The following is a 19567-nucleotide window of genomic DNA, read 5'->3' on the forward strand; positions in this document are numbered from 1 at the left end:
TCAGTAATTTTGACATTCTTAATCTATTACCAAGCTAATTATTAAAACTATTCTTATTTTGTCAAGTTTTGTTGACATCACAACCCACCTAATTGCGTGCTTGGCGACGCCCCTCCGAGCCCTTCAGGAACCCCTCCACGCCACGTGCAGTCTAAAAGTGCATGAACCTGCGCGCGGCCTATATCGGTTTCCTCTCCATAGCCACGGTGGCCTACGGCGGCTACCATCTCCTTCCCGGCCCGGACCTGGGTGTGGCTACCGTGCCTGCGCGCGTGGAGGCCCCTGGCTACAACCGCGATGACTTCGGCGGCTGGGCGCCGGGCACCCGCGATAACGTCAAAGCAGCGCAGACCATCGACGGCACCCTCTTCGATCCTTATGCCCGCGCACCTGCGGCGGAGCGCGTCGAAGTCGACCACGTCTTTCCGCTCTCAGCAGCCTGGGACCTTGGCGCCTCAACGTGGCCGCGCGATAAGAAAATGGCCTTCGCCAACGATCCGCTCAACCTTGTTGCCACTGCCCGCAATTTGAACCAAACCAAGTCCGATTCCTTGCCGGCGGACTGGCTCCCGCCCGCCGACCGCTGCGACTACTCGCTGCGCCTTGCCGCGGTGGCGCGCAAATACCAACTCCCACTGCCTGCCCGCGACTATGCAGTCATGCGCCACCAGTGTCGATTCGATTTCATATCCCAGCACCGTTAGACTTTCGCTGGGATAAGCCCCGTATAGAAAGGTAAAGCGCACTCCCCATGACAAGCTTGCTCATCTTCCTTCACGCCTTCGCTGCCATCTTGGTGGTCGGTACCGTGTGTATCTCCACCTCCGCCTTCCCTGCCCAACTGGCAAAGGCTGGCGCCGGTGATGCTTCGGCCGCTGGTGCCGCCGGCATCCTCAACAAGATCACCTCGACGTATGGTTACATTTCCGCCATCGTTCCGGTTATCGGTCTGGCAGTCTTCCTTACCGATCTCGACGCTTACAAGTCCGCTGTTCAGTACCACATCGCCCTCCTTCTCTCCGTCATCGCCTGGGTGATTCTGCTCGTCGTGGTCATCCCGAAGCAGAACAAGGCCATGGCCGCGATTGCTACCCCGGGCAGCGCCGACGTGGCCAAGTTGAAGAAGCAGCTGGCTATGTTCTCCGGTATCTTCAACCTGCTGTGGGTTGTCTGCGCACTCCTCATGTACGTAGACAAGTTCCAGTTCTAGTCAGCAGAAATAGCGAAAACCTCCCAAGCTCTCTCATGAGTTTGGGAGGTTTTCTTGTGCAGATCTAGCGCCATCGCGGCGCCGAGCGAGGGCTAGTCACGCCAACCGCCGCGGCGCCCGCCACGGTCGCGGCCACGTCCACCGCGGTCACGGTCGCGGTATCCGCCGCGTTCACCGCGTCCGCGTCCGCCGTAGCCGCCGCGGCCACGGTCATCATCAAAGTTCCGGCGCGGCGGGCGGCCGGTGTCCTTCTGAATCTTGATGAGCTGTCCGGAAATGCGGGTATCTTTCAGACGGTCCAGCACTGCCGGGTCCAGGTTCTTCGGCAGGTCCACCAAGGTGTGGCCCACCGCGATGGTAATCCGGCCGAAGTCCTTGGAAGTCAGGCCACCTTCGTTGGCCAGCGCACCCACGATGGCGCCCGGGCGCACGTTCTGGCGCTTGCCGACGTCCAGCCGGTACGTCTCAAAGTCCCCATCCGGGCGGCGCGGGCCGCGGTCACGGTCGCGGCCGCCGCGGTCACGACCACGGTCACGGTCACCGCGATCACGCCCACGGCCGTCGCGCTCGAAGCGATCGCGCTCGCGACGGTCCTTCTTAGTCACCGGGCGCTCCTTGAGCAGGAAGTCCGTCCCGCCCTGCAGCTGCACGGCCAAGGCCGCGGCGATATCATCCATCGCCACGTTCTCCGCTGCAGAGTACTCGCGCACCATGTCGCGGAAGAACTCGAACTGCTTGTCCTCCTGCGAAGCGCCGATGGAAGCGAAGAACTTCTCCTTACGCTTAGCATTGACCTCATCCGCGGTCGGAAGATCCATCTCCTCCAAGCGGGCATTGGTCACGCGCTCGATGGAGCGCAGCATGCGACGCTCACGCGGTGTGACAAACAGGATCGCCTCACCAGTGCGGCCGGCACGGCCCGTACGGCCAATGCGGTGCACGTAGGACTCGGTGTCATTCGGGATGTCGTAGTTGACCACGTGGGTAATGCGGTCCACGTCGAGGCCACGGGCCGCCACGTCGGTAGCCACCAAGATGTCGAGGCGGCCATCCTTAAGCTGATCGACGGTGCGCTCACGCTGCTGCTGGGCAATATCGCCATTGATGGCGGCAGCGTTGTAGCCGGCCTCCTTGAGGCTATCGGCCACGTCTTCGGTCGCGTGCTTGGTGCGGCAGAAGACGATGATGGCGTCGTAGTCAATGACCTCGAGGATGCGGGTGAAGGCATCCATCTTGTGGCGGTGCGGGGTCAGCAGGAAGCGCTGCGTGATGTTGTCATTCGTGCGGCGCTCCGACTTCACAGTGACCTCGGCGGGGTCGTTGAGGTACTGCTTAGACAGGCGGCGAATCGAGTTCGGCATGGTGGCCGAGAAGAGTGCGACCTGCTTGTCTTCCGGGGTGTCCTCAAGAATGCGCTCGACGTCTTCCTGGAAGCCCATGTTGAGCATCTCGTCCGCCTCATCGAGGACGAGGAAGCGCAGCTGCGAGATATCCAGGGAGCCCTTCTCCAGGTGGTCGATGACGCGGCCCGGGGTGCCCACAATGATCTGGGCGCCCCGGCGCAGCCCGGAGAGCTGGATGCCATAAGCCTGGCCACCGTAGATAGGCAGAACTTCGATGCGACCCAAGTGGTCGGCGAAGGACTGGAAGGAGTCCGCTACCTGGAGGGCCAGCTCGCGCGTGGGCGCGAGGACCAGAGCCTGCGGGTAGCGGGCCTCGGTATCAATCTGGGAGAGAACCGGCAGAGCGAAGGCCGCGGTCTTACCCGTACCCGTCTGGGCCAGACCGACGACGTCGCGGCCCTCCATGAGGATCGGGATGGTTTCTTCCTGAATTGGGGATGGCTTGGTAAAGCCCACCTTGGACACGGCTTCCTGAACGTCATCGGGAAGGCCGAGGTGTGCAAAACCCTGGGAGTTGTCGTTGGCTGAAGTTTCCTCAGCGCCGGTGTCCTCAGGGTTTTTCGCAGCCCCGGTGTCCTGGTTGGATACCTGCGAAGCGTCCAATGCTTCGCCACCTTGCGAGTTTTCCTGAGATTCCGACTTATTGAATTCTTCCGGCTCGTTTACGCCGCCGGTGGCGTTATCGGTAATGCTCATTGCTCAGACCAGAGTACGGCACCGGCACCCAATTAGCTATTTCACCGCTGAATTACCCGACCTTTTCCGCCTCGGGCTACTCCTTCGCAGCGTAACGCGTGGCGCGGTCACCGTGTTTGCCGCGCATCGTGACGTGCCCGGACTCGATGAGCTTGCCCAACGCGTAACGCACCTGGCCGCGGGTGAGCTGCGTGCTGTTCACGATGTCCACGAGCGAGAGCTCGCCGTTCCGGCGTAGTGCAGCAAGCACAAGTGCCGGGTTTCCGCCGAGCTTGGCGACGAGCCCGTCTTCCACCACACTGCCCTCCTTCGCTGTCTGTGCTGGGGCAAGCGCGGGCTGAAAGGAAGCAGAGGCGCTGCGAGTCGCGGGGGCGTGCTCGTCATCGCCTCGCCCCGCTCTCCAGAGGATCACGGTGAAGCGAACACCAGTGTCGATGAGGGTCGGCGGGCGCAAGCCGGCTTTGCGAAGGGACTCAAAGACGACCTTCATGCCTCCGCCCTGGCCCTCGATGACGCGCTCGCCATCCTCTAGACGCAACTTCGTGCTCAGTGCATACAGGCGCGGGTTTACAGCGACGGGTGACAGTACCCTTCCCTTGAGTTCTTCCACGGAGATGCCGCGTAGCCCACCCGGGCTAGTCACGATCAGTGCCTGGCGAGTCAGCCGAATGGTGACGAACTTCCCGGCACCTAAGCTTTCCGGCCCGAGGTCTCGGTGGACCACGGCATTAGCTATGACCTCTCGGACCGCCTCGAGGGGAAGCTCGGGAACCTCGCGCAGATGTCCATCCGTGCCATAGACCAAGTCGGTATCGATATTCCGGCGCACCCACGCCACGGCCGCATCCACCAGATCCGGGACGGGCCCATAAAACTCTTCCAGGTTCCGGGTGCGTGGTCCTTCCTCCCCCGCCGGGTATTGCACGGCCGCAGAAATATGCAGGTCAGGAAAGAATCCCTGCGGAAAGCGCCCCAGAGCGTACAAACCGGCCACACTCAGCTGTCCTCGGGAATCGACCACGCGGAATAGCTCCAGTAACTCGGCATCACTCGCACCCCGCAAACGAGGGGTGGCGTTGCGCAGCTCCGCCACTGCTTCTTTGAGCGCCGAATCATCACAAACTTCTAGGCTTGACCCGGGAACGGGTGCTGAATCATAGGCAATGGCCTCGCGAGCGTGCAGCTTATCCACCTCGATCATGCGGAGGTCATTGGCGCTCATGACATAGTCACCGTCCGCCATGCGCAGGTAGGGCCGCCCCCGATAGAGCGCCGGCCGCTGGTGCGGCAGCACGCCTTCGATGTGGCCGAGCACCACAGCACGCCCTTCGATATGGAGGGTCTGGGTCTCAATGTAAGGCGCGGGTTCCACGAGGGTGCGTGCCTGATCCGCCAGGGCGCTTTCGATAGCGCCAGGATCGTCCACGCCGTGCACCGCAAAGCCGGGCTCCGCCACTCCAATGATGACGGTGCCGCCACGCGGCATGTTGGCGAAGGCACACAGAGTAGCCCCCAGGGACTGCGGCATTCCGCCGCGTCCCGATTTCACCTCCACGGTCGTCGTATCCGACTGCAAGAGGCGACAGTGCTCGAGGTAATCCTCGAGCTGCTCTACTGTCCACATCATGCCTGCAGAATACCGCAGACTGCAAAGTTTTACACTCTAGAGTGCGAGACTTTGCTTTCTAGACCTCGCGGCCGCCGACGAAGGTCTTGAACGTCATCGGCATGCCCGGGCGGTAAGCCAGGTGGATAGCGCTCGGGGCATCGAGGACGTGCAGGTCCGCAGCAGCGCCGACTACCAGCGAGCCCTTGGCAGGGCGGCCCTTCGCATCCTTGCCCTCACCGACATCCTGGCGGCGCAGCGCGGTGGCACCGCCCAGAGTGCCAGCAGCAATGGCCTCATCGAGGGTGAGGTGCTGCTGGAGCACGGCCGTCGTGATGCAGAAGTTCATTGCGGAGGTGTACGAGGTGCCCGGGTTGAGGTTGGAGGCGATGGCGACGGTCGCGCCGGCATCAATAAGCTTGCGGCCCGGCGCCAGCGGCTCACGGGTAGACAGATCGCAGGCCGGCAACAACGTAGCCACCGTATCGGAGGAGGCCAGCGCCTCAACATCCGCGTCGCTGAGGTAGTTGACGTGGTCCACGGAGGCCGCGCCCAACTCCACCGCGAGCGCTACGCCAGGGCCCTCGCCGAGCTGGTTGCCGTGCACGCGCACGCCAAGTCCGCGAGCCTTGCCGGCCTCGAGCACGCGGCGCGATTGCTTCTCGTCGAAGGCACCACGCTCGCAGAAGACGTCAATCCACTGCACGTGCTCCGCCACGCCGTCGAGCATCGGGCCCACAACCTCGTCGAGGTAGGTTTCGGCCTCTGCTCCCGGCGGCACGAGGTGCGCGCCGAGGAAGGTCACGTCATCGACGTGGCGGGCCGCCACGCGAGCGGCCTCCACCTCGGATTCGGTATTGAGACCGTAACCGGTCTTCGTCTCCAAGGTGGTCGTTCCACCCCGGCGGGCAGCGGCGATGCGTTCCACCAGGAGTTTTTCCAGGCGCTCCTCCCCCGCCGAGCGGGTCGCGTCCATCGTCACGGCGATGCCGCCGGCCTGGTAGGACTCGCCCGCCATGCGGGCCTCAAACTCGGCGGAGCGGTCGCCATCGAAGATCATGTGGGTATGGGAATCCACCCAGCCCGGCAGAACTGCGCGCCCGCCCAGGTCGACCTTCTCGTCCGCGGCCGGGGCCTCGGAGGCTGGGCCGATCCAGGCGATGGTGCCGTCGGTGTTGGCGATGAGTGCGGCGTCGGCAAGCGTGCCTGCCTCCGACACCGTGCGCAGCTCTGAGATTCCAGTAAACAGGGTGGACATGATCTTCTTTTCCTCTCTTGTCTAGTCGCGGGCCTTGAATTCCATCGGGATACGCACACCGCGCTCGTCGGCGACTTCCTTGGCGCGAGTGTAACCGGAATCCACGTGGCGGATAACACCCATGCCCGGGTCGTTGGTCAGCACCGCGCGCAGCTTGGCGGCGGCCAGCTCGGTGCCATCGGCGACGGTGACCTGGCCCGCGTGGATGGAGCGACCCATGCCCACGCCGCCGCCGTGGTGGATGGATACCCAGGTGGCACCGGAGGAGACAGCGGTCATTGCGTTGAGCAGCGGCCAGTCAGCCACGGCGTCGGTGCCGTCGAGCATGGCCTCGGTCTCGCGGTACGGGGAGGCCACGGAACCGGAATCGAGGTGGTCGCGGCCGATGACGATCGGAGCCTTGATCTTGCCTTCCTTGACCAGGTCATTGAAGAGCAGGCCAGCCTTGTGGCGCTCGTTGTAGCCCAGCCAGCAAATACGTGCCGGCAGGCCCTCGAACTCCACGTACTCCTCGGCGGCATCGAGCCAGTTGTGCAGGTGCTCGTTGTCCGGGAAGAGCTCCTTAAGTGCTTGGTCGGTGACCTTGATGTCCTCCGGATCGCCGGAGAGCGCTGCCCAGCGGAAGGGGCCGAGACCCTCGCAGAAGAGCGGGCGGATGTAGGCCGGGACGAAGCCCGGGAACTCGAAGGCGCGCTGGTAGCCGGCCTTGCGGGCCTCATCGCGGATGGAGTTGCCGTAGTCGAAGACCTCAGCACCCTCGTCCTGGAATTCCACCATGGCCTGGACCTGGGCGGCCATGGCCTCACGCGCCTTCTTGGTGAAGGTGGTCGGATCTGCCTTGGCCTCGTTGTGCCAATCCTCGACGGTGATTTCGGTGGGCAGGTAGCTCAGCGGGTCGTGCGCGGAGGTCTGGTCCGTGACGATATCCACGGTGAACTCGCCCGCGCGCTGGCGGCGCAGCACCTCCGGGAAGACCTCGGCGGCATTGCCCACGAGGCCGACGGACAGCGGCTTCTTGTTCTCCTTGGCGTCGAGCACCAGCTTGAGGGCCTCATCCAGGTCGGTAACGACCTCATCGAGGTAGCGCTTGGACTGGCGGCGCTTCAGGCGGGTCTCATCAACATCGACGATGAGGCAGGCACCGCCATTGAGAGTGACGGACAGCGGCTGCGCGCCGCCCATGCCGCCGCAACCACCGGTCAGGGTGAACGTGCCGGCGAGCGTGCCGTTGAAGCGCTTCTTGGCCACGGCCGCGAAGGTCTCGAAAGTACCCTGCAGGATGCCCTGGGTAGCGATGTAAATCCAGGAACCGGCCGTCATCTGGCCGTACATCATCAGGCCCTCGTCCTCGAGCTTGCGGAAGTGCTCCCAGTTAGCCCAGTCGCCGACCAAGTTGGAGTTGGCAATGAGCACGCGCGGTGCCCACTCGTTGGTCTTCCAAACGCCGACCGGCTTGCCGGACTGCACCAGCAGGGTCTCGTCGGATTCGAGGTCCTTCAGCGACTCCACGATGGCGTCGAAGGCCTCCCAGCTGCGGGCTGCACGGCCGGTGCCGCCGTAGACTACGAGGTCCTCGGGGCGCTCAGCAACCTCGGGGTCGAGGTTGTTCATGAGCATGCGCAGCGGGGCTTCGGTCTGCCAAGACTTGGCGTTCAGTTCGGTTCCGCGCGGGGCGCGTACTTCGCGGGGTTCAGACATGACTTCCTTTCGCTCGTGCTTTTCGACGCCCTTCCAAACCCCCAAGGCCGGTTTCCCGGGGCTGTCCCTTGTGGGGCTTGGTCAGCGTCACACATCAGAAGCTACTGTGACGCAGCACCAACTTCTAGGGCTCTTTTGGCCTGCCTGTCTCAGATACAAGACTGTCACCCGACCAGTATTGGGCGCCGCGCTGCCTGCAATCCAGAGCCCAACCCAAAAGTGCAGACCTGGAAGTGCATTCACGCAGGTGGGCGTCGTCCAGCGCCAAGGCAGTGCTTTACGACGACCAGCAGGTCTGCACTTCCAGGTCTGCACTTTTACAAGCGCGGGCCGCGTGCCAGGTGCTTGCCCACCGTCTCCTGGAAATAGTCAGGCCGCGAACTCAACTGTTCTGGGCTAAACCTCAAGACGATGTAGCCCTTGTTGAGGATGGCTTGCTGGCGCCGATGCTCCGCGCGAATTACCTCTTCGGCCTCGAAGCGGTACTTGACGTTTCCGTCAATCTCAATCACGAGCCACCCATTAATGACCAGATCCGCTCGATAGTTCTCAATCACATACTGCGCCTTGACCCAGCGCAGCTCCGGGTAGTCCGCCGCAAGAATCAAGGCACGGGCATAGGATTCCCACGGTGACTCCGCGCAATTGACGCTTTCAGCAACCGCCCGCCGCGCGGCGGCAACACCCTTAACTCTCCCCATAGCGCCGAGCGTCTCACTGATCCAGAACTGGCCAACATTGCGCGCCCGCACGTCATCGGCGGCAACGAGCCCCTCCTCAAATCCATAGAACCGCGCAATATCAATGGCCGTGCGCTCCAGGGTTGACACGCGAATCCCGTGAACCACCGTCTCTTTACCGCGCAAGTCCATGCGGCGATAACGGACAGTGGCTTTAGATCGTGGAGGTACCGAGTTCGAAGGCAACGTCGCCTCCCATTCGGTCGGCGGCACAACCAGCGGAATTCCATGAATAAGGGCGGCGGACTTTCCCACTAATGTCGCCTTGGGCAAGGTCAACCCGAGCACGTACGCCTTCGCGGTCTCCTTCTGCCACGGCTTGAGTTCGTGCCAATGCACCATCGGCAGCACGAAGCACCACGCCAGTTTGGCCACCTTGCCGGCGTGCACCTTCTTCCACCGGGGATCATCATTGGGTAGCTTGCGAAGGTCGATAAGATGCTGGTCTAAGAAGTTAAAGAGTTGTTCATTGTTCATGCACTACTCATAACCCAGCTTTGTGCGCCTCGCCACAGATAGGCTTCCGTTCTTCGCCTCCGCCGCACTACCTGCAATCCGGTGCCCAGCCAAAAGTGCAGACCTGGAAGTGCAGATGTGCAGGTGGGCGTCGTCCAGCGCAAGGCAGTGCTTTGCGACGACCAGCAGGTCTGCACTTCCAGGTCTGCATTTTTGGAAATAAGACGGCAAGAGAAGGCCCCATGGCACATGCCATGGGGCGGGAGGTGTTTAGCGCAGCGTGCCGACGGCCCCCTCTACCGCAGCCACCAGCGCACCCTCCTTGACCAGGCGCACGGTCTCCTCGATCTCCGGAGAGAGGTAGCGGTCGGTGCCCGGGCCTTGGACGGTCTGGCGCAGGGCATCGATGACCGCGCCGGTACCCTTGGCCGGCTGGCCCTCGCGCATATCGATGGCGCGGGCGGCAGTGAGGATTTCAATGGCGAGGACGCGCTGCAGACCGTCCACGGCCTTGCGCAGCTTGCGGGCACCCGACCAGCCCATGGATACGTGATCCTCCTGCATGGCCGAAGACGGAATGGAATCCGCCGAGGACGGGTTGGCCAAGCGCTTGAGCTCAGAGACGATGCCCGCCTGCGCATACTGCGCGATCATGTGGCCGGAGTCCACGCCCGGGTCATCCGCCAGGAAGGCGTTGAGGCCGCGGTTGCGGGCAACATCGAGGAAGCGATCGGTGCGGCGCTCGGAAATCGAGGCTAGGTCAGCCACCACGATGGCCAGGAAGTCCAGCGCGTAGGCCACCGGCGCGCCGTGGAAGTTGCCGTTGGAGACCACGCGCCCATCCTTGGCCACCACCGGGTTGTCGACGGCCGCGGCCAGCTCGCGCTCAGCAACCGTTGCTGTGTGTGTCACCGTGTCGCGGAAACCACCGGCCACCTGCGGGGCACAGCGCACCGAGTAGGCGTCCTGGACTTGCTTCTTCTTGAATTCTTCGAGGGCGGCCGCGAGAATCTCCGAGCCCTCCGCAACCTGAAGGATATTGGCGGCGGCATCTGCCTGGCCTGGGTGCGGTCGCAGCTGCTGCAGGTCATCAGCGAAGACCACGAGCGTACCCAGCAGGCCTTCCACCGTCATCGCGGTGGCGATATCGGCGGTCTTGGCAAGCTCGCGCAGGTCGGTGATAGCCAGGCAGAGCTGGCCCAGCATGCCATCGGTGCCGTTAATGAGTGCTAGGCCTTCCTTCTCCCGCAGCTTGAGCGGTTCAATGCCCGCAGCCGACAGCGCCTCGGCGGCCGGGGTGGCCTCACCGCCGTCGACGCGCACCTCGCCCTCACCCAGCAGCGCCAGCGCACAATGCGCAAGCGGAGCCAAGTCGCCGGAGCATCCCAGGGAGCCGTATTCGCGGACCACCGGGTGGATGTTGGCGTTGAGGACCGCAGCATAGGTTTCCGCCACCACCGGACGCACGCCAGTACGCCCAGTGCACAGGGTGGACAGGCGCAGCAGCATGAGCGCGCGAATGACCTCTTGCTCAACCTCCGGGCCCGTGCCTGCTGCATGCGAGCGCACGAGCGAAAGCTGCAGCTGCGCGCGCATCTCCTCCGGAATGTGGCGGCGCGCTAGGGCACCGAAGCCGGTGGAAATGCCATAAACCGGAGTCGGATCCTGGGCCAGCTCCTCGACGCGCTCGCGGGTCGAGGCGATTTCCGCCAGGGCGTCCTCGGAAATTTCCACCTTCGCGCCGTAGCGCGCAACGGCCACGACCTCCTCGATGCTCAGCGCACCGATACCCACGGTCACGGTGGAGGGATAAGAATTAGACATGTAAGGCTCCTTCGACGTCGCTGCGTTGCCCACGCCCCACCACCCACGTGGAAGGGAGGAAGGCACGCGAAAACACGTACTTGCTTTCACAAGAATAGATAAATAGTGATACGCGCGACAGCCTTACGCGTTGCGCTCATAGTACAACAGGCTGCCCGGCGCGCCAATACTCCGGGCACCAGCTGTTAGCGGCGCCCGTACATCCTCTCCGCCACCTGCTGCGCTGCCGCGTGCAGTTGCTGGGCGACGTCGGCGGCGTCGGCAGTCCCCACCGGGAAGGTCACCGCCAGCGCCGCCGCGGGCCTGCCCACGTGGTCAACCACCGCCACGCCTACCGACGCCTGCCCGCGCGCCACCACCTCAACCTCTTCGGCCCATCCGCGTTCGCGCACCTGGCGCAAGATTTCCTTGTACTCCCCAAAACCTAAAGAACCGGGGACGAATGCTGCACGCCACTCCGCCTCTGGGAGCAGGGCCAGCATCGCCCGCCCAGAGGCCGTGCGCTGCGCCTGCAGCCGCACTCCCCTCTCCGTCACCAAGGACAGCGCCCCCGGCGCGCGAATCTCGTTGAGGTAGAGAATCTCCGAGCCCGCCAAACGCGACAGGTGCCCCGATCCCCCGACACTGCTGGCAATCCGCTCGAGGTGCCCCTGGGTTACCCGCACCAGGGGCTGCTGCGTGGCGTAGGCAGCAGCCATCGAATAGGCAACGAGCCCCAACCCATAGGTCTGGTTCTCCGGCAGGTGCACCACAAATCCCGCGTCCACCATCTCCTTGAGCAGGTGATAGGTAGTGGAGCGCGGCAGGTCCAGCTCACTGCGGATGCGCGCGGCGGAAATCGGCACGTCGATAGTGGACAGCAGCCGGAGGATCTCCAGCGCATTGCGCGCCGCCGGGACTCGGGAGGTACTCATGGGCCCACATTCTAGTGAGCCCTCGTACAAGTCCCAGCTAAGTCACCAGGAAGGCAATCGGCGTCGCAATAATGATGGTCAGCACCACGCGCTCGAACCAGATGACCACGATCTGCCAGAGCTTAATCGGAATCTTGGTGGCTAGGATGCACGGCACCAGCGCGGAGAAGAAGATAATGGCGGAGATAGCCACCACGCCGATGACGAACTTGAGCACCATGCTTTCAGAGCCCGCCACGGCCGTCGCCGGCAGGAACATCTCCGCAATACCCATAGCAGCGGCCTTGCCCGCCAGCTCCGGCTCCGGCAGCTGGACAAGCCACGCGAACGGGTAGAACAGGTAGCCCAGCCAATCAAAGAGGGGCGTGAAGTTAGCCAGCAGCAGGCCAATCAGGCCCACGGACATGATGGAGGGCACAATCGCCGACGCCATGCGCACGCCATCGCGCAGGTTCTCCCAAATGGCAGCGCCCAAAGACGGCGCGCGGTCCAGCGCCAGCAGCGCTTCCCGCCACGCGGCCTTAAAGAAATTGCCCTTCACCGGCTTTTCCGGATCCGCTTCCACACCATCGATGTAATCATCAGGAATCCTGCTCAGCGGCGGAATCCACACGGTAATCGCGGTGACCAGGAAGGTCACCACGAGGGAGACACCGAAGTAGATGCCCCACATATCCATAAGGTCGAGCTGCTTGGCGACGATCACCATGAAGGCAGCGGAGACCGTCGAGAAGCCCGTCGCGATGATGGAAGCCTCACGCGCGGTATAGCCGCCGCGCTGGTACACGCGGTCAGTAATGAGGATTCCCAAAGAGTAGGAGCCCACGAAGGAGGCCACCGCGTCAATGGCGGAGCGCCCCGGCGTGCGCCACAGCGGGCGCATGATGGGCTGCATGAATACGCCGACGAATTCCAGAAGGCCGTAGCTGATGAGCAAGGCCAAGAACGCGCCGCCGATGGGCACGATGAGCCCGACTGGCGTGGCAATCGAGTTCCACAGGAAGGGCACGATGTCCTCGTTGCCCAGCACTCCGGGAAGCTTTCCGATGACCATCAGGAAGGAGACCACCAGGCCCACCACGTTGAGGACGGTAAAAACCGCCTGGAGCGGGCCTTCTTTCCAGTTTTTATTCACGATGCTGCGCACCGTGCCGTAGAGCGCCAGCGCCAGGATGAACCAAGGCACCAAGACGTCCGCATAGGTGCGGATGATGGTGACCATGTGGTCAAGCGGGATGGACTTCTTTCCGTCGTAGCTGATGGGAAAGAAGAATACGAAAGCGCCAATAGCGCTGTAGACAAAGAGGCGCCAGATGCCCTTCTTGGAGGGGACATCGTCGTCGCTCTCGTAGAAGGCGTCAACGATTGCGTCTTCAGAGTTCATGTTCTACCTCACGGTGGTGGAAACGACACGTCATTAGCACGGCCACAACACGCTCACTTCTTGAACGTGCCAAGCAAACACACGCCACTACAAGGCGATTGCTTTAAGCCATGCCCACGCGACAGCCACACGCAGGTCTTCCATATGTTAGCGGAGCCACACGTAGATGTCATCCAATTCACCCCCACAGAATGAATGAGTTCGCCGTCATAGGCCTAGGTGAGCTACCCCCACCACAAAAAAATTGACCGCACATCTGAACTAGAGGAAAGTAGCTCCCGGAATCACTCGCACCAACCACTCCCCTCATCCGCAGCGCTAAGACTAGCTAGCGCCACAAGAGGGGCTCAGAGGAGGACGCATCCCCGTGGCAGAAACCACCACCAAGCGCCCCGGCTTGAAACACCGGCACCTGCACTTCATCGCCTTGGGCTCGGCCATCGGCACCGGCCTGTTCTACGGCTCCGCCGGCGCCATCCAAGCCGCCGGCCCCTCGGTCCTCTTGGTCTACCTCCTCGGCGGCGCCGTGGTTTACTTCCTCCTGCGCGCACTCGGTGAGATGTCCGTGCATCACCCCGTCACCGGCTCCTTCGCCGAGTACGCCCGCACCTTCCTAGGCCCCTGGGCCGGCTATATCACCGGCTGGATGTTCGCCTTCGAGATGGTCATCGTGGCCCTCGCGGATCTCACCGCCATCGGCGTCTACATGCAATTCTGGTTCCCCGGATCGCCCCAGTGGGTGTGGGTCGCCGGCACGCTTCTCCTCGTCGGCGGCGCCAACCTCGCCACCGTCAAAGCCTTCGGCGAGCTGGAATTCGCCTTCACCATCGTCAAGGTCGGCGCCGTCATCGCCATGATCCTAGGTGGCGTGGCTGTCTTAGTCTTCGGCCTCTCCACCGCGGAGACCACCGGCCCTGTCAACCTGGTCAACGATGGCGGCTTCTTCCCCAACGGCGTCTCCGGCATGGTCGCCTCCTTCATCCTGGTCCTCTTCGCCTTCGGCGGCACGGAAATCGTGGGCGTGGCCAGTGCGGAGGCAGAAGACCCCGCCAAGTCCGTGCCCAAGGCCGTCAACACCATCCCGGTGCGCATCCTGCTGTTCTATGTCCTGGCCATCCTGGTCATCCTCATGATCAACCCCTGGCGCAGCATCACCGGCGAGGAAAGCCCCTTCGTCCAAATCTTCTCCACCCTCGGCGTCACCTGGGCTGCGGCCGCCCTCAACGTCGTCGTCATCACCGCGGCGGTCTCTGCCATCAACGCCGATCTCTTCGGTGCCGGCAACGTTCTCACCGGCCTGGCCCGCCAGAACCTCGCTCCGAAGGTCATGGCCAAAAAGACCCGCGGTGTGCCGGTCATGACCATGATCATCCTGCTCATCGTCATGATCATCGGCACCGGACTCAACGCGCTCATCCCGGATAACGTCTTTGAGGTCATCGCCTCCCTGGCCACCTTTGCCACCATCTACGTGTGGCTGATGATTCTGCTCGCCCACGTGGCCTCCCGCCGCCAGATGCCACCCGAAGAACGCGCCAGCCTGAAATACACCGTCCCCTTCTGGCCCTGGGGCCAATACTTCTCCATCGCCTTCATCATCTTCACTTTTGGCATCATGGTGTGGCAGGAGCAATACCGCCCGGCACTCGCCACGGGCGTTATCTTCATCCTCCTGATGTCCGCCATCTTTTACCTCACCGGCCGCCGCAGCGCCGCCGCGAGCACCCCACAGGGAACAGCTCCACAAGATACAGCCCAACAAGGAACAGACGCGAAAGGATAACCATGAACACCGTTGATGCCCCCGCCTACTCCCCTGCCCCCGAGTGGTCCGGCCGCTCCGACGGCCCGGGCCTTGAGCACGCGCGGTGGCACAGCGTGGTTCGCCCCCTCGACCCAGCGAGCCCCCAGGAACAACCCGGCGTGGTACTCCTTGGTTTCGCCTCCGACGAGGGCGTTGAGCGCAACCATGGCCGCCCCGGCGCGGCTGCGGGCCCGGCCGCACTGCGCACCGCCCTGGGTTCCCTGGCGCTGCACCATACGCACCCGCTTTACGACGCCGGCACGATCACCACCCAAGGCACCGACCTGGAAGGCTCCCATGCGCGCCTCTCCGACGCAGTGGAGACACTCTCGCGCGCCGGGCACCTGCCCATAATCCTCGGCGGCGGGCACGAGACCGCCTTCGGTTCCCACCGCGGCGCCTTTAGGGCTCAGGGCCCGCTGCAGATCATCAACCTGGACGCGCACTTCGATCTCCGCACCGCGGACGTGCCCACCTCCGGCACCCCGTTCAAGCAGATTTCTGAACTGGTGGGCCGGGAGGACTTCGACTATTCCGTCCTGGGTATCTCCCGTCCCAACAACACGCCCGTACTTTTCGACGAAGCCTCTGCCCTCGGCGTCACCGTCGTCCTCGATGAGGAACTGCTCAGCATGGACCGCGCCCAGCTGCGCGAAACCGTCGAGCGCATCTGCGCCGGCACGAAGCCCATTCACCTTTCCATCGACCTGGATGTCCTGCCTGCCGACCAGGCCCCTGGCGTCTCCGCCCCCGCCGGCCTCGGCGTGCCTGTGAACATCATCCGCGAACTAGCACTCGCCATCGCCGCCACGGGACGCCTCGCGCTTGTCGACGTCGTCGAGCTCAACCCCACCTTCGACACCGACGCCCACACCGCCAAGCTGGCTGCGCGGTTGATTGATGACATTGTGACGGCGCACTTTTCTGCTGCCGCGGACACGAATTCCTAGATAAGACCGGGCCCAGCCGGCATACTGGTCCCCATGAGTTCACCGATTCGCGTTGTCGGAGCCGTCTTCGCTAAGGGCAATCGATTCCTGGCCTGCCGCAAAGCCCCGGGAAAATCCCTAGCCGGCCAGTGGGAATTTCCGGGCGGCAAGATTGAACTCGGTGAAACACCCGAGCAGGCTCTCGCGCGTGAAATTAAGGAAGAGCTATCCGTGACGGCAACCGTGGGTGACAAGGTCACCACGACCGTCTATGAGTACGACTTCGCCACCATCGAGCTCACTACATTCCTGTGCACCATCGAGTCCGGCGACCTGGCTCTCAGTGATCACGATGCCTCTCGCTGGGTGTCCCCTTCCGAAGCGCAGGAACTCGACTGGGCTCCCGCAGACATCCCCGCCGTCAAGCTGGTTTCTTCGCGCCTATGAGTTCCGATTCTCTCCTGCCTTTCGGCATCTATGAAACCCCGGTCACCGCTCGTATCCAGGAGCGGATCGAGGAAACTAAGCGGGCTCGTCCCACGGCCGCAACGGGCATCGCCCATGGAACCATGAAAGACGTGAACCCTCGGTTCGCCGCGGCAGTGTCCCAGCATTTTGCCAAGGTCCTCGAGCAAAAACTAACAGAGCTAAATAAGCCCGAGGAGCGCGTGGCCCTCATTAATGGACTCGCACAACACCTCGGGGAAGATGAGTCTATTTCTGCGGAACAGCTGCTCTATGCCATCTACAGCTCAGAGCTCGCAGAGGCACCAGAGCTTCCCGAGGTCTCACTCAACGCCAGTGCTTTGTTCACCAACAGCGTGGACGACACCAATATGTCGGTCGAGATCGCCCGCGAGATCCGCACTGCGGACTCCGTCGATTTGCTGTGCGCTTTCATCAAGAGTTCGGGTATTGCGGTCATCAGCGATCAACTGGAGTACCTCAGGGATCATCAGATCCCGCTGCGCGTCATCACTTCGACGTATTGCGGAGCGACCGAAGCCGCCGCCGTGCGTCGTCTCGTGGAGGACTATGGCGCTGAGGTCCGGATTTGCTATGAGCACAAGACCACTCGCCTGCATGCCAAGGCCTGGCTCTTCCGCCGCCAGTCTGGCTTCGATACCGCGTTCATCGGTAGCTCAAATCTTTCGCGCTCGGCGCTTGTCGACGGCTGGGAATGGAACGTCCGCGGCTCCCGCTCCTCCACTCCGGAGATCATCGAAAAATTCATCAAGACCTTCGATAGCTACTGGTACGACACTCACTTCAAAGCCTTCGACCCCGAGGAAGACTACGACCGCCTCGTAAACGCGCTCGGCAGCGCCAAATTTCTCGAATCAAAGCACGGCGAGAAGCTCGAGCTATCTGGCCTTCGCGTTGAGCCCTACCCCTACCAGGAGGAGATGCTTGAAGCCCTAGAGTCCGAACGCGAAGTTCACGATCGCCACCGCAACCTCCTCATTGCTGCCACCGGTACAGGCAAGACTGTTGTGGCAGCACTGGACTACCGCCGCTTATGCGAGAAGCTGGGGCGTAGGCCACGGCTACTATTCATTGCGCATCGGCGCGAGATTCTTACCCAGGCCCAGCGAACCTACCGCGAGGTTCTTCGCACTTCTGGTTTTGGTGAGCTCCTCGTCAGCGGTGAGCAGCCAGCCGAGTGGGACCATGTCTTCGCCAGCATCCAGTCCCTGCAAGGGAAGCGCATGGCCCAGATTGCGCCGGATCACTTTGAAGTCGTCGTCATCGATGAGTTCCACCACGCCGAGGCTTCGACCTACCGGGCAGTGCTCGACTACCTGCAACCGCGCGAGCTCTTGGGGCTAACGGCCACACCGGAGCGCGGTGACGGCGAAAACGTACAGAAGTATTTCGACTACCGCGTGGCCCATGAACTCCGCCTCTGGGATGCGTTGCGCCTACAGCTCCTTGCACCCTTGCACTACTACGGGGTGGACGATGACACGGACCTGACGAGTCTGACTTGGAACCGCGGGAAGAAGGACTACCAGGCTTCGGAGCTCAGCGAGTTCTATATCAAGGCCGGTGAAAAGCGCACCAGGTTCATCATCAATGAGCTCAACCGTCGCATTTTCGATCTCTCCGAGATGAAGGCCCTTGGCTTCTGCGTGACCATCGCCCACGCCGAATACATGGCGGAGCAATTCAACCTTTTCGGCATCCCTTCCCTGGCGGTCAGCAGTAAGCTCAGCGTTGATGAGCGTCGCCGCGCCATCGAGCAGCTTCGCGAAGGCACTATCAAGATTATCTTCGCGGTCGATATTTTCAACGAAGGCGTCGACATCCCAGCGGTCAACACGCTGTTGCTTCTGCGCCCGACGCAAAGCCCTGTGCTCTTTGTCCAACAACTTGGCCGCGGTTTACGCCTCCACGAGAGAAAAAATTCTTGCACTGTCTTTGATTTCCTGGGGATCCAGCACGAAGAATTCGATTTCGAAGAACGATTCAAGGTTCTGACCGCCGCACGCGGAAAGAACCTAGCCAAGGAGGTGGAGCAGGGCTTCCCCACCGCCCCACCGGGCTCCAACATCACTTTGGACCGCGTGACTACCGAGCGTGTCTTGAAGAACATCAAGCGCTTGGCCCGTAACTCCATCAAGAAGATACGGGCACTCATTACTGACTACGGCACGACCGACCTCGCTGGTTTCATTAATAGTTCCGGCGTTCCAGTGGAAGACCTCTACCGCCGCAAGGGTATTACGTGGACCACGCTGCTGCGCGACGAAGAACTGTTGCCCTCCGCCCCCGCAAATGAACACGAGGAGTTTCTTCTCAGCCGAATCCGCGTGCTACTGCACATCAATGACCCGAACCGCGTAGCGGCCTACAGTCTTCTTATTTCTCCGGACGGGCCCAACGAGAAAGACATGACTCCCGAGCAAACCCGATATGCCACCATGCTCGTGCTGGCTCTGTGGGCAAATTCAAATACGACGGTGCCGGAATCCCTTGATGAGGCCCTGCGTATCATCCGGGCCTGTCCTTCCTTCGTCGCTGAGGTTACTCAGGTCATGCAGCTCACGCTCGACCGGTCCCGCGTCATCCCGGAGAAATCAACGAATAGCGTCTTAGAAACTCACGCGGACTACAGTCTTGCCGAACTGGTCGGGGCATTGGACGATGGCCCGTTGCGCAAGCTCGCAAACTTGCCACGTGAGGGCGTGCGCCGCTTCGATGCCTCCAACACTGATCTCTTCCTCGTCACATTCCAGAAGGATGAAAACGTCAGTGCCTCGACGAACTACCGCGATTATCCGCTGTCGCCAGATCGTTTGCACTGGGAATCCCAATCCACCACGTCGCTCAAGTCCGCAATGGCCCGACGCTACATCCATCACCACGAACTCAACGGCAACATCATCATCGCTACGCGTTTTACTAAGCGGAACAAAGTCGACACGGCGTCGGCGTATACCTTCTTGGGCAACGTCGATTACGTCACGCACCGAGGCGAGAAACCCATCCAGTTTGAATGGAGCCTTCGCCGCGATATGCCTAAGCAGCTCTACGCCGCCGGGCGCACTGTGGCTTAAACCTCAATGATGGTCAGGCTATGAAGTTGACGCCGTAAGCACCGTTAAATTAAGATTTCCTTAGCAGATTAAGAAAAGATTAGTC

General features: G+C 62.2%; 14 protein-coding genes. 6 read left to right on the forward strand and 8 right to left on the reverse strand.

All coding sequences use genetic code 11. From position 1 onward, the window contains the following. The first annotated feature begins 161 nt into the window (after positions 1 to 161). Together HMPREF2932_RS05800 and HMPREF2932_RS05805 are read left to right on the forward strand one after the other, a co-directional pair. A complete protein-coding gene (locus HMPREF2932_RS05800) occupies positions 162 to 704 on the forward strand; it encodes an HNH endonuclease family protein (RefSeq protein WP_049155128.1) in 543 nt (180 codons plus the stop codon). A gap of 47 nt (positions 705 to 751) precedes the next feature. Beyond that, positions 752 to 1210 carry a DUF2269 domain-containing protein gene (locus HMPREF2932_RS05805; RefSeq protein ID WP_071409791.1) on the forward strand — a complete coding sequence of 153 codons (459 nt, stop codon included), beginning with the start codon at positions 752 to 754 and terminating at the stop codon, positions 1208 to 1210. Between the two features lie 92 nt (positions 1211 to 1302). On the opposite strand, the gene HMPREF2932_RS05810 is transcribed toward HMPREF2932_RS05805, so the two are convergent. From HMPREF2932_RS05810 to HMPREF2932_RS05845, 8 genes are all read right to left on the reverse strand, one after another. Next, positions 1303 to 3309 (reverse strand): DEAD/DEAH box helicase, encoded by a 2007-nt coding sequence (locus HMPREF2932_RS05810; protein ID WP_071409792.1) that lies wholly within the window; start codon positions 3307 to 3309, stop codon positions 1303 to 1305. 76 nt (positions 3310 to 3385) lie between these two features. Continuing rightward, the gene (locus HMPREF2932_RS05815) at positions 3386 to 4936 is read right to left on the reverse strand and encodes an ATP-binding protein (RefSeq protein ID WP_071409793.1); all 1551 of its coding nucleotides are present in this window, start codon (positions 4934 to 4936) and stop codon (positions 3386 to 3388) included. 58 nt (positions 4937 to 4994) lie between these two features. Continuing rightward, a complete protein-coding gene (gene hutI, locus HMPREF2932_RS05820) occupies positions 4995 to 6173 on the reverse strand; it encodes an imidazolonepropionase (RefSeq protein ID WP_046648897.1) in 1179 nt (392 codons plus the stop codon). A 21-nt stretch (positions 6174 to 6194) separates the two neighbouring features. Further along, the gene (locus tag HMPREF2932_RS05825) at positions 6195 to 7871 is read right to left on the reverse strand and encodes a urocanate hydratase (protein WP_046648896.1); all 1677 of its coding nucleotides are present in this window, start codon (positions 7869 to 7871) and stop codon (positions 6195 to 6197) included. Between the two features lie 317 nt (positions 7872 to 8188). Then, entirely contained in the window at positions 8189 to 9088 is a 900-nt protein-coding gene (locus HMPREF2932_RS05830) for an endonuclease domain-containing protein (protein WP_071409794.1), read from the reverse strand. Positions 9089 to 9337: 249 nt separating this feature from the next. Continuing rightward, positions 9338 to 10891: a histidine ammonia-lyase gene (hutH, locus tag HMPREF2932_RS05835; protein WP_071409795.1), complete on the reverse strand. Its 1554-nt coding sequence runs from the start codon at positions 10889 to 10891 to the stop codon at positions 9338 to 9340. Positions 10892 to 11076: 185 nt separating this feature from the next. Further along, positions 11077 to 11805 carry an IclR family transcriptional regulator gene (locus tag HMPREF2932_RS05840; protein ID WP_046648892.1) on the reverse strand — a complete coding sequence of 243 codons (729 nt, stop codon included), beginning with the start codon at positions 11803 to 11805 and terminating at the stop codon, positions 11077 to 11079. A gap of 37 nt (positions 11806 to 11842) precedes the next feature. After that, a complete protein-coding gene (locus HMPREF2932_RS05845) occupies positions 11843 to 13189 on the reverse strand; it encodes a YjiH family protein (RefSeq protein ID WP_071409796.1) in 1347 nt (448 codons plus the stop codon). Positions 13190 to 13556: 367 nt separating this feature from the next. On the opposite strand from HMPREF2932_RS05845, the gene HMPREF2932_RS05850 reads away from it, so the two are divergent. Genes HMPREF2932_RS05850 through HMPREF2932_RS05865 form a run of 4 tightly spaced genes read left to right on the forward strand, consistent with a single transcriptional unit; the run spans position 13557 to position 19482 of the window. Beyond that, positions 13557 to 14972, forward strand: a complete 1416-nt coding sequence (locus HMPREF2932_RS05850; RefSeq protein ID WP_071409797.1) for an amino acid permease — start codon at positions 13557 to 13559, stop codon at positions 14970 to 14972. A 2-nt stretch (positions 14973 to 14974) separates the two neighbouring features. Then, positions 14975 to 15943, forward strand: a complete 969-nt coding sequence (gene hutG / locus HMPREF2932_RS05855; RefSeq protein ID WP_071409798.1) for a formimidoylglutamase — start codon at positions 14975 to 14977, stop codon at positions 15941 to 15943. Between the two features lie 33 nt (positions 15944 to 15976). Next, entirely contained in the window at positions 15977 to 16369 is a 393-nt protein-coding gene (locus tag HMPREF2932_RS05860) for a (deoxy)nucleoside triphosphate pyrophosphohydrolase (protein ID WP_071409799.1), read from the forward strand. Further along, complete coding sequence (locus HMPREF2932_RS05865; protein WP_071409800.1) at positions 16366 to 19482, forward strand: DUF3427 domain-containing protein; 3117 nt, start codon at positions 16366 to 16368, stop codon at positions 19480 to 19482. Before HMPREF2932_RS05860 ends, HMPREF2932_RS05865 begins: the two co-directional genes overlap by 4 nt. Positions 19483 to 19567 lie beyond the last annotated feature (85 nt).

Origin of the sequence: Corynebacterium sp. HMSC074H12, assembly GCF_001813755.1 — a bacterium.
GTDB lineage: Bacteria > Actinomycetota > Actinomycetes > Mycobacteriales > Mycobacteriaceae > Corynebacterium > Corynebacterium hiratae.

Excerpts from the sequence above, each read along its gene's own strand:
- HMPREF2932_RS05800 (WP_049155128.1), top strand. The coding sequence starts at position 162 with ATGAACCTGCGCGCGGCCTATATCGGTTTCCTCTCCATAGCCACGGTG.
- HMPREF2932_RS05865 (WP_071409800.1), top strand. The coding sequence starts at position 16,366 with ATGAGTTCCGATTCTCTCCTGCCTTTCGGCATCTATGAAACCCCGGTC.
- HMPREF2932_RS05840 (WP_046648892.1), bottom strand. The coding sequence starts at position 11,805 with ATGAGTACCTCCCGAGTCCCGGCGGCGCGCAATGCGCTGGAGATCCTC.
- HMPREF2932_RS05805 (WP_071409791.1), top strand. The coding sequence starts at position 752 with ATGACAAGCTTGCTCATCTTCCTTCACGCCTTCGCTGCCATCTTGGTG.
- HMPREF2932_RS05825 (WP_046648896.1), bottom strand. The coding sequence starts at position 7,871 with ATGTCTGAACCCCGCGAAGTACGCGCCCCGCGCGGAACCGAACTGAAC.
- HMPREF2932_RS05830 (WP_071409794.1), bottom strand. The coding sequence starts at position 9,088 with ATGAACAATGAACAACTCTTTAACTTCTTAGACCAGCATCTTATCGAC.
- HMPREF2932_RS05845 (WP_071409796.1), bottom strand. The coding sequence starts at position 13,189 with ATGAACTCTGAAGACGCAATCGTTGACGCCTTCTACGAGAGCGACGAC.
- HMPREF2932_RS05815 (WP_071409793.1), bottom strand. The coding sequence starts at position 4,936 with ATGATGTGGACAGTAGAGCAGCTCGAGGATTACCTCGAGCACTGTCGC.
- HMPREF2932_RS05860 (WP_071409799.1), top strand. The coding sequence starts at position 15,977 with ATGAGTTCACCGATTCGCGTTGTCGGAGCCGTCTTCGCTAAGGGCAAT.
- hutI (WP_046648897.1), bottom strand. The coding sequence starts at position 6,173 with ATGTCCACCCTGTTTACTGGAATCTCAGAGCTGCGCACGGTGTCGGAG.
- hutH (WP_071409795.1), bottom strand. The coding sequence starts at position 10,891 with ATGTCTAATTCTTATCCCTCCACCGTGACCGTGGGTATCGGTGCGCTG.
- hutG (WP_071409798.1), top strand. The coding sequence starts at position 14,975 with ATGAACACCGTTGATGCCCCCGCCTACTCCCCTGCCCCCGAGTGGTCC.
- HMPREF2932_RS05810 (WP_071409792.1), bottom strand. The coding sequence starts at position 3,309 with ATGAGCATTACCGATAACGCCACCGGCGGCGTAAACGAGCCGGAAGAA.